The sequence below is a fragment of the Stenotrophomonas sp. SrG genome, from assembly GCF_050031795.1.
GTDB lineage: Bacteria > Pseudomonadota > Gammaproteobacteria > Xanthomonadales > Xanthomonadaceae > Stenotrophomonas > Stenotrophomonas rhizophila_A.
On sequence record NZ_JBNBBE010001153.1, the window covers coordinates 1 to 238 of the forward strand.

Below are 238 nucleotides of genomic sequence, written 5' to 3' on the forward strand. Positions count from 1 at the left end.
CTGGGTGAACAGGTTGTAGGCGCTGCGCACCGTCAGTTCACCGTCGCGATGCAGCTGCTCGATGACCTGGTAGTCCTCGGGGTAAGTCTGGAAGCCGCCGCCGGCGTCGATCACCGAGGTGATCCCCAGCCGGTTCAGCTCGCGCATGAAGTGCCGGGGCGAATTGGCCTGGTCTTGGATCGGCAGGCGCGGCCCCGTGGGGCGCGTGGGGGTGTGGATGAGTGCGGTGGGCGTGGCG

General features: G+C 68.1%; 1 protein-coding gene. It reads right to left on the bottom strand.

Going from position 1 to position 238, the window contains the following annotated elements; translation table 11 throughout:
* Window positions 1-238 (bottom strand): amidohydrolase family protein (locus tag ACQG3P_RS23080; RefSeq protein WP_426806344.1); only part of this gene is annotated, 238 nt, incomplete at both ends.